A 10,064-nucleotide genomic window follows, 5' to 3' on the forward strand; every position below is an offset into this window, starting at 1 on the left:
CCGAGATCGCCAGGTTCGAGGGCGTGCCGCCGAACATGTCGGTGAGCAGGATGACGCCGGCGCCGCTGTCGACCCGGCTGCAGGCGTCGAGGATGTCCTTGCGCCGCCGCTCCATGTCGTCTTCGGGGCCGATGCAGATCGCCTCGACCGCCGTCTGCGGCCCGACGACGTGCTCCATGGCGAAGATGAACTCCTCGGCCAGTCGGCCGTGGGTCACGATCACGAGCCCGATCATAGCGAGGGACCGATCATGGAAGCTGTCTCAAGGGGAATCCCCACCCCGCCCGCGGAGGCGCGGGCCGTGCTAAATACGCCTCTTGGAGCCGGCGTCAAAGACGGCGAGTGCGTGGCGGAGTTTCGCAGGCGCCGAGGCTTCGCCATAGGCGAGGTCGAGCTGCGGCAGGCGCAGGCCCAGGATGTCGCGGAAGGCCGGCTCGGGCATGCGGTCCGGAGCCCCAGGGCGCACAGTCAGAGCGACCTCGGCGAGGGTCCGGGGGCCGGCTGGAACGATGCCGAGCCCCCGCGCCTCGATCAGGCCGGACAGGGGCTCGGGGGCGCGGCCGAACAGCCGCGCCTCACCCGCAGCGCCGCTGACCCACAGGATCACCCGGTCGTCGGCGACGAGGCGGAAGCCGAGTTCGAGGGCGCGCAGCATCAGGTCGCTCTTGCCGGCCCCGGACGGGCCCTCGACCAGCACCCCGCGCCAGGCGCCGTTCAGTCGGGTGGCGATCAGGCCGGCGTGGACGATCACGGGGCGTAGGCCGGCAGGGTGAGGCTGAAGAGGGCGCCGACGACCTGGTCGCCCGCGCCGAGGCGGTTCTCGGCCTTCAGGGCGCCGCCGTGCGCCTCGGCGATCTGGCGGGCGATGGACAGGCCAAGACCGGAGTTGCCGCCGAACGCCGCGCCCTTGGGCCGCGAGGTGTAGAACCGCTCGAAGATCGTCTCGAGGTTCTCCGGCGGGACGCCCGGCCCCTCGTCGGCGACGGTGACGACGATCTCGTCCCGGGCCCGGTGGATGGCGACCGAGACCGTGCCGCCGGGCGGTGAGAACGAGCGGGCGTTGTCGATCAGGTTGCGGAAGATCTGGCCCAGCGGCCCCTCGCGGCCGAGCACCCGCGCCGGCTCGATCCCGCGCGGCCGAGCGAAGCGGACCTGCGGCTCGCCCGGCTTGAGGGTCGCGTCGTAGAGCGAGACGATGTCGGTCATCAGCCGCTCCAGGTCGACCGGCTTGGGCTGGTCGCGCGAGAGTTCTGCGTCAAGGCGCGAGGCGTTGGAGATGTCGGTGACCAGGCGGTCGAGCCGCTGGACATCGTTCTTGAGCACCGCGAACAGCCGCTCGCGGGCGGACGGGTCCTTGACCAGGTCGAGGGTCTCCACCGCCGAGCGCAGGGAGGTCAGAGGATTGCGGATCTCGTGGGCGACGTCGGCGGCGAAGCTCTCGATGGCGTCCATCCGCTCGGACAGGGCGTGGGTCATGTCCTCGAGACTGCGGGTCAGGTCGCCGAGCTCGTCGTCGCGGTCGGCGAGGTCCGGCAGCGAGATGGCCCGGGCCCGGGACATCCGCACCCGGTCGGCGGCGCGCGACAGACGGCGCACCGGCTGGGCGATCAGGCGGCTGAGCATGATCGACGACAGCAGGGTGACGCCGGTGGCGATCAGGATGAACGGAATCAGGGCCGCGCGTTCGCGGGCGATGATCTCGTCGACGTCGCGCGCCTCGAGCGTCAGCACGCCGAGCACCGCCTGGACGTGCTGGATCGGGATGGAGACCGAGACCACCTCCTCGCCCTCGCCGCTGCGGCGAAGCCCGGACACGTGCTCGCCGGCGAGCGCGCGCCGCAGTTCGCCGGCCAGCGCCCGGCGGGCGGCCTGCGGCTGCGGCTCGCGGCCCTCCGGCCTCGGCAGGTCGAGATGCAGGCCGGCTTCGTCGCGGGCGCGGGCCGGCGGCAGGGCCTTGCGCTCGACCCGATCGACGACCCAGTCGCTGTCGGCCACCACCTTGCCCTGGGCGTCGAAAAGCCGGGCGCGCTGGCCGCGCGGGTTGGCGAGCAGTTGCAACACCAGGTCGTTGGCGTAGGCGGCGTCCATCGCTGGGGCCGGCTCGCCGACGGTGGCGGCCTGTTCGATGATCGAGGCCATCAGCTCGCCCTGGGTGGTCAGGCTGTCGATCCGGGCTTCGACCAAGCCACGGCGCAGCTCGTTCATCACCAGGGCCCCGCCCACCAGGATGGCCAGGCCGAGCACGTTGAGTCCGATGATCAACCGGCCGAGGCGGGTCCCGGGCAGCCAGGCGAGGCGCGAGCGGCGCTGCGGGCGCTCAGCTCTCGCGGTATCGGTAGCCGACGCCATAGAGCGTTTCGATCGCGTCGAACTCCGGGTCCACGTCGCGGAACTTCTTGCGCATGCGCTTGATGTGGCTGTCGATGGTGCGGTCGTCGACATAGACCTGATCGTCGTAGGCGGCGTCCATCAGGTTGTCGCGGCTTTTCACGAAGCCGGGTCGCTGAGCCAGCGACTGCAGCAACAGGAATTCGGTCACCGTCAGCTTCACCGGCTTGCCGTCCCACAGGCAGTCGTGGCGGGCCGGATCAAGGGTCAGCTTGCCCCGGCGGATGGCCCGCGCCGCCTCGGCGGCGGCGGCGGCCGACGACGGCGGGCCGGCGGCGCTGGCGTCCTCGCCCTCGATCCCGGCCCGGCGCAGCACGGCCTTGACCCGTTCGATCAGCAGCCGCTGGCTGAACGGTTTGTGCATGTAGTCGTCGGCCCCGAGGTTGAAGCCGAGGATCTCGTCGATCTCCTCGTCCTTCGAGGTCAGGATGATGACCGGCAGGTCGGAGGTGCGCCGCAGCCGCCGCAGGACCTCCATGCCATCCATGCGCGGCATCTTCACGTCGAGGATGGCAAGGTCCGGCGGCTCGTTCTCCAGGGCCGCAAGGCCGGCGGCGCCGTCGAAATAGGCCTTTACGACGTGGCCGTGGCTTTCCAGCGCCAGGCTGACCGACGTGACGATGTTCTCGTCGTCGTCCACCAGGGTGATCTTGGCCATGTGGGTCCGCGGTCTCCTCGGGAAGTTCGCACCAAAGCTAGTCGCCGCGCCTCGTGTCCTCAATGGGGCGAGACCGGTCATCTAGGTCAACGCGCCCTTAAGGTTGTTGGATCACCGTCGCGGCGTTCCGGAGGGGAAACATGGTCGGCGCGAGCGTACATTTCGAGGTCTTCGCCCGCCGGACGCCGGCCGCCGGCTGGACGCTCGAGATGGCGACCGAGGACCGCGCCCTGGCCGTCGCGACCGGCGAGTCGATCTTCCGCGACCGTGGTTTCACCGCTGTGAAGGTGACCAAGGAGACGCTGAACGAGGAGACGCGCGAGTTTCAGACCGTCGCGATCCTCAACCTCGGCATGCCCGAGCCGCTAAAGAAGCGGCGGGTCCAGGAAAGCGTCGACCCGCTCTGCGTCACGCCCCAGGACCTCTATACCGTGCACGCCCGCGACCGGATCGGCCGCGTGCTGGAGGGCTGGCTGGCCCGCAAGTCGGCCATCCCGTTCGAGCTGCTGCACCGGCCGGACCTGATCGAGCAGCTGGAGGCGTCCGGCACCGACCTGCAGCACGCCATCCAGAAGATCGCCGTCCCAGAGGCCCAGACCCGGGGTGCGAGCGTCCATGAGATGATGCGCACCTTCCACGGCCTGGTCGAACGGTCGATGGAGCGGGTGCTGCGCGACGGCAAGCGCGGGGCTTTCCCGGACCTTTCGAAGGAGACCTTCGCGGCGGCGGCCGAGCGGCTGTCCGGCGAGCCGGACGGGGCCTATCTGCTGGGCGGCGGCGTGGCCATCGCCATCGCCGGGGCGCGGACGTGGCCGGAGAAGCTGTCGCGGTTGATGGACTATGCGGCCGCCGCGCCGCCGGCCCAGGGGCCGAGCCGCAAGCTGGCGATCCAGGTGCTGGAACAGCCGATCGCCGAAATCCTCGATTCGCGGGCCGGCCTCGACGGCATCGTCGGTCAGACGGACTCGCTCGGGGACAGCCTGGCGGCTCTGACCCGGCTGGCGGCGGGCGATTCCGTCGACCTGCTGATCAAGGTCGAGAAGTCGGTGGCCAAGGTCATGCCGACCCTGTCGGTGGAGGCCCAGCGCCTGGCTCGCTGGCTGGGCGGCGACGACTTCATGGAGGTGCGGACCGCCCTCGGCAAACGCATCCTCGCCGAGTTGAACGGCCCGCGGCGGCTGGTGCCCGGCGACGCCGCGGCGGAGATCGACGTGCTGCGGGCGCTCGCCATGTGCCTGACGGCGGCGGCCGGCAAGCTGCTGCCGCTGGAGGACGTCCAGGCCGCGTTCTCAGTGCGCTCGAAGATGCTGGTGACCACCGACTTCGTCGACGCCTATCTGGGCAACGAGGGCACCGCCCGGGAGGACGTCGAGGCGCTGATCTGGCTGACCGAAAACGTCATCGGGCCGGCCAACAAACGGGCCGCCGGCCGCTGGCTGAAGACGCTGATCGGCAACCTGCGCTTCGAAAAGGAGCTGAGTTCGGGGCCGGAGACGCCGTCGGCGCGGCTGGCGACCCTGGCCGGCCTGCAGCGGGCTCTCGGGCGCTGCGGGCTGGTTAGCGAGGATTCCGAACCGCTGCAGGCGATGATCGGCGCGCTGGGCGCGCAGGTGGAGGCCGAGGCGCGGCTGGTGGCGACCCTGGCGAAGGCCAAGCTGCCGGTGGTGCAGAAGCTGACGTTCCTGCTGAGGCTGGCGGCCGGCGAAAGCTGCCCGCTGGGCCCAGCGGCCGACCGGGCCCGCGCCGAGGCGATGAAACTGGTCCGCGACGACGCCATGCGCACCGAACTGGCCAGCGCGCCGGAGCAGGTGTCGGTGGTGCGCGAGCTGGTCGAGAAGGCGGGGCTGGCGGCGTAGGCGTCCCCTCCCGTGTCACGGGAAAAGGAAAGGCTCAGGACAACGCGTCCTTCAGCGCCGCAGCGACCTTGGCCACATCTTCGTCCGCCATGCCGGGATAGAGCGGCAGGGAGAGGCAGCGGGCGTACCAGGCGTCGGCGCCGGGCAGGTCCAGATCGCCGTAGCGGGCGGCGTAGTAGGGCTGGCGGTGGACCGGGATGTAGTGCACCTGGCTGCCGACGCCGCGGAGCCTCAAGGCCTCGACCACCTCGGCGCGGGTGCGGCCGGCCGCCGCGAAGTCGATCAGCACGGTGAGCAGGTGGAGGGCGGGATCGCTCCACGGCGGGCGGGCCGCAAGGCGGACGGCGGGGGCGAGCGGGGCCAGGGCCTCGGCGTAGGCGTCGGCCAGGGCCCGGCGGCGGGCGACGAAGCGGTCGAGCTTGGCCAGTTGCGACAGGCCCAGCGCGCAGAGCACGTCCGGCAGGCGATAGTTGAAACCCGGCTCGGCCATCTCGTAGACCCAGGGCTCGGCGCCGGGCGGGCGGGTCATGCCGTGGCTGCGGAAGGCGCGCAGGCGCTCGGCCAGGGCGGCGTCGCCGGTGGCGACCATGCCGCCCTCGGCGGTGGCGATGGTCTTCACCGGATGGAACGAGAAGGTGGCCATGACGCCGTGGCGGCCGTCGCCGACGGTGTTGCCCTGGCCGTCGAAGGTCGCCCGGGAGCCGACCGCGTGGGCGGCGTCCTCGACCAGCACCGCGCCGGCCTCGGCGGCGATGGCGGCCAGGGCGGGCAGTTCGCAGACCTCGCCGCGCAGGTGGACGGGGAGGACGGCGCGGACCGGCCGGGTCGCCCGGGCCAGCGCGGCGCGAAGGGTCTGCGGCGTCATCAGGCCGGTCGTCGGATCGACATCGGCGAACACCACCTCGGCGCCGACGTAGCGCGCGCAGTTGGCGGTGGCCAGGAAGGTGATCGCGGGGACGACGACCGCGTCGCCCGGTTTCAGCTCCAGAGCCAGCATGGCCAGGTGCAGTGCGGCGGTGCCGTTGGAACAAGCGACGGCGTGGACGGCGCCGACCTTGGCCGCGAAGGCGGTCTCGAAGGCGCCGACGGTCGGGCCGGTGGTCAGGAAATCGGCCTTCAGGGCGGCGACCACCGCGGCGATGTCGTCGTCTTCGATGGTCTGGCGGCCATAAGGCAGGATCATGGGGGCGACAGCGTCAGTCGGTGGCCCGGCGGCGGCGCGGCGCGGGCGCGGCCCCCAGCATCGCCAGGAAGCCCTCGCCGGACAGCCAGTCGTCGTTGGTGTCGGAGGCGTAAGAGAAGCCCTCGTCGAGGGTGCGGCCGGCCAGCGGCTCGCGGGTGTAGTCGGCGAAAGCCGGCTCAATGGCGTAGCGGTCGCCGAGGTCGACGGTGGAGCGCGCGTCGTCCGCCGAGATCATCATCTCGTGCAGCTTTTCGCCGGGCCGGATGCCGATCACCCGGGTGGCGAGGCCGGGGGCCATGGCGGCGGCCATGTCGACCACCTTCATCGACGGAATCTTGGGCACGAAGATTTCGCCGCCGCGCATCGCCCCGAGGGACGACAGGACGAAATCGACGCCCTCGTCGAGGGTGATCAGGAAGCGGGTCATCCGTGGGTCGGTGATCGGCAGTTCGGTCGCGCCCTTGGCGATCAGCCGCTCGAACAGCGGGGCCACCGACCCGCGCGAGCCGACGACGTTGCCGTAGCGGACCACCGCGAAGCGGGTGCCGATGTCGCCGGACAGGTTGTTGGCCGCGACGAAGGTCTTGTCCGAGGCCAGCTTCGTCGCGCCGTAGAGGTTGATCGGGTTGCAGGCCTTGTCGGTGGACAGGGCCACCACCTGCCTCACCCGGTTGGTCAGGCAGGCCCAGACGACGTTCTCGGCGCCCAGGACGTTCGTGTGGATGCATTCGGAGGGATTGTACTCCGCGGCCGGCACCTGTTTCAGGGCGGCGGCGTGGATCACCACGTCCACGCCCCGCAGAGCGAGGGTCAGGCGCTCGCGGTCGCGGACGTCGCCGAGGAAGAAGCGCATGGGGGCCAGCGCGTCCGGGCCGAACCGTTCGGCCAGGTCGATCTGCATCTCGCTCTGCTTCAGCTCGTCGCGGGAATAGACGATCAGCTTGCGGGGCTTGGCGCGGCTCAGCACCGTCTCGACGAGGCGGCGGCCGAACGAGCCGGTGCCGCCGGTAATCAGGATGACCTTGCCGTCGAGGTCCAGGCTAGGCGGGGCGAAACGGCCCAAGGGCGCAACTCCAAGACGGCGAATCTCTCAGAGCGCCAGCTTCGGCCCGCGGACGTAAAGAGAGCGCTAACCATGATCGGGGCAGCATCGTCGGATGGAACGCCGCCAGTTCATCGGTCTCGCTCTCGCCGCTGGCGCGGTCGCCACGGGGCCCGGCGTCGCGCGCGCTTCGGCCCCGAAAAAGGACGGCGACCCGAAGAAGCGGACGGGGGGATCGTCCTACCTGCCGATCCAGCCCTTGACCGCGACCACCAACAAGCCTGGCGGCCGGCGCGGGGTGTTCACCGTCGAGTGCGGCCTCGACGTGCCGGATGCGGCCCTGCGCACCCGGGCCGAACAGAGCGTGCCGCGGCTCAGGGCGGCGTTCGTGCAGACGGTGCAGGTCTATGCGGCGGGGCTGGCGCCCTCGGCTCTGCCCAACGCCGATTACCTTAGCCAGGCGCTGCAGCGGCAGACCAACCTGGTGCTCGGCAAGCCCGGCGCGCGCTTCCTGCTCGGGGCCATCGTCGTCAGCTGACTTGCCCGGCCCGTCGCCCCGCCATCAGCGGAGCGAGAGCTCGTCCATGAACCTGGCCAGGCGAACGTCGAGGGCGGTGACGCCGTCGGCGTCGTGTGTGGTCAGGGTGACCTCGACCCGGTTGTAGACGTTGAACCATTCGGGGTGATGGTCGAGCTTTTCAGCCATCAGGGCGACGCGCGACATGAAGCCGAAGGCCGCGTTGAAGTCGGCGAAGCGGTAGGTGCGGCGGATGGCGTCGCGTTCACCCTCGACCGCCTCCCAGCCGGGCAGGGATTTAAGCGCCTCGGCCGCTCCGATCCGCTCCGCCATGATGTCGTCCTCCAATGGCCCGCGCGAACGCTAGTGAGCAGCGCGCGGGCGTGCAACTAAGGGCGATGCGCCCTGCCCGCCTGCCCCTTCCTGCGCGCCTCGCCGCCTTCGCCGCGGCGGTGGCGGTGCTGCTGTGGCTTTGCCTGTCGCCGGCCGGCGCCCTGCCGGCCCCGACGGCCCTGGGCGACAAGGCCGAGCACGCCATCGGCTGGGCGGTGCTGACGGCCGTCGGCCTGACGCTGTTTCCAGACCGCAGATGGCGGGTCGCCGGCCTGGCGATCGCGCTGGGCGGCGTGGTCGAGGTGCTGCAGGGGGTGATGGCGCTGGGCCGCCATTCCGATTGGCGGGACTTCGCCGCCGACCTCGCCGGCGTGACCCTGGTGACGGCGATCGCCGCGGCTCGACCGCGGCCGGCGCGGCGCCTATCGTGAGCTCCATGCCCGACCCCCGCGCGCCGTTCATCTACCTGGCCGCGCCCTGCTATGGCGGGCAGGTCACCCTGCACTTCATGGCCTCGGTCCTGCGCCTGCAGGAGGCCTGCGAGACGCGCGGGATCGGCCTGCACGTCGAGTTGATGAGCGGCGAGGCGCTCATCACCCGGGCCCGCAGCCGCTTGGCCGCGGCGTTCCTGGCCCATCCGCAGGCCACCCACGTCCTTTTCGTCGACGCCGACATCGGCTTTGCGCCGGAGAACGCCTTCCGCTTGCTGGACAGCGGCAAGGACGTGGTCGCCGCCGTCTGCCCGCTGAAGCACATCGACTGGAACAAGGTGCGGGCCGCGGCCAAGGCCGGGGTCGAGGACCTGCAGGCCGCGTCCATCGGCTATGTCGTGCGGTTCATTCCGACGCCGGATCATTCCGTGGAGGTCGAGGACGGCATCGCCCGGGTCGCCTATGGCGGCACCGGCTTCCTGATGATCTCGCGCCCGGCGATGCAGCGGATCGCCGACGCCCATCCGGAGCTGAAGGCCCGGCTAGACGACGGCGAGGCCGTGATGGTGTTCGACACCCTGCTCGAGCCGGAGACCGGCGAGTACCTCTCGGAAGACTACGCCTTCTGCCGCCGCTGGCGCGACCTGGGCGGCGAGATCTGGGCCGACATGGAGGCCCGCCTGACTCACGTCGGCCACGCCGCTTACACGGGCAGTCTGATCCAGGCGATGCGGCGCGGTTGAGGCGCTCCTCAACTGCGATCTCACTTGCCGCATCCGCTCGCCGAAGCGTAACATCATCGCAACAAAGAGAGGGAGGCGATGATGACCAGGATGAAACAAGCCGCGAGGCTGGCGGTCTGCGGCCTGCTCGCGGCGTCGCAGGCCAACTTCACCCTGGCGGCGACCGCGGCCCCGGACCTGGTGCTGCTGAACGGCAAGGTGCTGACCGTCGACGCCAAGGACAGCGTCGCCCAGGCGGTGGCGATCCGGGGGAACAAGATCATCGCCGTCGGCACGAGCGCGGACATCGCCCGGCTGGCCGGCGCCGGCACCCGCCGCATCGACCTGGCCGGCCGCACGGTGACGCCGGGCCTGATCGACACGCACGCGCACCTGGCCATGGGCGGCGTCCAGGACATGTACTTCATCGAGCTGACGCCGCTGAAGGTCTCCAACATGGCCGACGTGGTGCGGCTGGTCCGCGAGAAGGCGGCCACGACGGCGCCGGGCGAGTTCGTCCGGGGCCGGGGCTGGGACGAAGGCAAGCTGGCCGAGCGGCGCTACATCTACGCCCGCGACCTCGATCCGGTGTCTCCGAACAATCCGGTGATGCTGACCCACACCACCGGCCACTACGCCGTCGCCAACAGCGCGGCCCTGAAGCTGGCCGGCATCACCAAGGACACGCCGGACCCGCCGGGCGGCACGATCGACCGATTCCCCGACGGCACGCCGACCGGCGTCCTGAAGGAGCGCGCCCAGCGGCTGGTCGGCCAGCACATCCCCGACATCACGCCCGAGCAGCTCTACGCCGGCATCGCGGCGACGTCGCAGGGCTTCGCCAACGAGTGCGTGACCACCGCCAAGGACCCCGGCATCAACCAGGAGACCTGGGACGCCTACAAGCGCGTGCAGGCCGACGGGAAGCTGCCGG

12 protein-coding genes are annotated in these 10,064 nt (G+C 71.0%); 5 read left to right on the top strand and 7 right to left on the bottom strand.

Going from position 1 to position 10,064, the window contains the following annotated elements:
* The 4 genes from ACILRF_RS11380 to ACILRF_RS11395 all read right to left on the bottom strand — a co-directional run.
* A partial coding sequence (locus tag ACILRF_RS11380; RefSeq protein ID WP_395672947.1) for a PTS sugar transporter subunit IIA occupies nt 1-235 on the bottom strand: 235 nt, incomplete at its 3' end.
* Nucleotides 236-304: 69 nt separating this feature from the next.
* The gene (locus tag ACILRF_RS11385) at nt 305-751 is read right to left on the bottom strand and encodes an HPr kinase/phosphorylase (RefSeq protein WP_395672949.1); all 447 of its coding nucleotides are present in this window, start codon (nt 749-751) and stop codon (nt 305-307) included.
* Entirely contained in the window at nt 748-2,349 is a 1,602-nt protein-coding gene (locus tag ACILRF_RS11390) for a stimulus-sensing domain-containing protein (protein WP_395672951.1), read from the bottom strand. Before ACILRF_RS11390 ends, ACILRF_RS11385 begins: the two co-directional genes overlap by 4 nt.
* A complete protein-coding gene (locus ACILRF_RS11395) occupies nt 2,318-3,046 on the bottom strand; it encodes a response regulator transcription factor (RefSeq protein ID WP_395672953.1) in 729 nt (242 codons plus the stop codon). Before ACILRF_RS11395 ends, ACILRF_RS11390 begins: the two co-directional genes overlap by 32 nt.
* Before the next feature lie 140 nt (nt 3,047-3,186).
* Here ACILRF_RS11395 and ACILRF_RS11400 point away from each other — a divergent pair, with 140 nt between their 5' ends.
* Nucleotides 3,187-4,902 carry a hypothetical protein gene (locus ACILRF_RS11400; protein ID WP_395672954.1) on the top strand — a complete coding sequence of 572 codons (1,716 nt, stop codon included), beginning with the start codon at nt 3,187-3,189 and terminating at the stop codon, nt 4,900-4,902.
* 34 nt (nt 4,903-4,936) lie between these two features.
* Here the strand turns inward: ACILRF_RS11400 and pseC are convergent, their stop codons facing one another.
* Nucleotides 4,937-6,085 (bottom strand): UDP-4-amino-4,6-dideoxy-N-acetyl-beta-L-altrosamine transaminase, encoded by a 1,149-nt coding sequence (gene pseC, locus ACILRF_RS11405; RefSeq protein WP_395672956.1) that lies wholly within the window; start codon nt 6,083-6,085, stop codon nt 4,937-4,939.
* A 13-nt stretch (nt 6,086-6,098) separates the two neighbouring features.
* Entirely contained in the window at nt 6,099-7,148 is a 1,050-nt protein-coding gene (pseB, locus tag ACILRF_RS11410; protein WP_395672958.1) for a UDP-N-acetylglucosamine 4,6-dehydratase (inverting), read from the bottom strand.
* A 94-nt stretch (nt 7,149-7,242) separates the two neighbouring features.
* On the opposite strand from pseB, the gene ACILRF_RS11415 reads away from it, so the two are divergent.
* Nucleotides 7,243-7,665 (top strand): Tat pathway signal protein, encoded by a 423-nt coding sequence (locus ACILRF_RS11415; RefSeq protein WP_395672960.1) that lies wholly within the window; start codon nt 7,243-7,245, stop codon nt 7,663-7,665.
* Between the two features lie 24 nt (nt 7,666-7,689).
* On the opposite strand, the gene ACILRF_RS11420 is transcribed toward ACILRF_RS11415, so the two are convergent.
* Entirely contained in the window at nt 7,690-7,977 is a 288-nt protein-coding gene (locus tag ACILRF_RS11420) for a 4a-hydroxytetrahydrobiopterin dehydratase (protein WP_395672962.1), read from the bottom strand.
* Between the two features lie 65 nt (nt 7,978-8,042).
* On the opposite strand from ACILRF_RS11420, the gene ACILRF_RS11425 reads away from it, so the two are divergent.
* The 3 genes from ACILRF_RS11425 to ACILRF_RS11435 all read left to right on the top strand — a co-directional run.
* Nucleotides 8,043-8,408 (top strand): hypothetical protein, encoded by a 366-nt coding sequence (locus tag ACILRF_RS11425; protein ID WP_395672964.1) that lies wholly within the window; start codon nt 8,043-8,045, stop codon nt 8,406-8,408.
* A 5-nt stretch (nt 8,409-8,413) separates the two neighbouring features.
* Nucleotides 8,414-9,151 carry a hypothetical protein gene (locus ACILRF_RS11430; protein ID WP_395672966.1) on the top strand — a complete coding sequence of 246 codons (738 nt, stop codon included), beginning with the start codon at nt 8,414-8,416 and terminating at the stop codon, nt 9,149-9,151.
* An 81-nt stretch (nt 9,152-9,232) separates the two neighbouring features.
* The coding region (locus tag ACILRF_RS11435; protein ID WP_395672968.1) for an amidohydrolase at nt 9,233-10,064 on the top strand (832 nt) is incomplete at its 3' end.

This window comes from Phenylobacterium sp. (genome assembly GCF_044236515.1).
Taxonomy (GTDB): domain Bacteria; phylum Pseudomonadota; class Alphaproteobacteria; order Caulobacterales; family Caulobacteraceae; genus Phenylobacterium.

Bases quoted from the DNA above. Each gene is read 5' to 3' on its own strand.
- ACILRF_RS11390 (WP_395672951.1), bottom strand. From the start codon at position 2,349: ATGGCGTCGGCTACCGATACCGCGAGAGCTGAGCGCCCGCAGCGCCGC.
- ACILRF_RS11395 (WP_395672953.1), bottom strand. From the start codon at position 3,046: ATGGCCAAGATCACCCTGGTGGACGACGACGAGAACATCGTCACGTCG.
- ACILRF_RS11400 (WP_395672954.1), top strand. From the start codon at position 3,187: ATGGTCGGCGCGAGCGTACATTTCGAGGTCTTCGCCCGCCGGACGCCG.
- pseC (WP_395672956.1), bottom strand. From the start codon at position 6,085: ATGATCCTGCCTTATGGCCGCCAGACCATCGAAGACGACGACATCGCC.
- ACILRF_RS11415 (WP_395672960.1), top strand. From the start codon at position 7,243: ATGGAACGCCGCCAGTTCATCGGTCTCGCTCTCGCCGCTGGCGCGGTC.
- ACILRF_RS11420 (WP_395672962.1), bottom strand. From the start codon at position 7,977: ATGGCGGAGCGGATCGGAGCGGCCGAGGCGCTTAAATCCCTGCCCGGC.
- ACILRF_RS11425 (WP_395672964.1), top strand. From the start codon at position 8,043: ATGCGCCCTGCCCGCCTGCCCCTTCCTGCGCGCCTCGCCGCCTTCGCC.
- ACILRF_RS11430 (WP_395672966.1), top strand. From the start codon at position 8,414: ATGCCCGACCCCCGCGCGCCGTTCATCTACCTGGCCGCGCCCTGCTAT.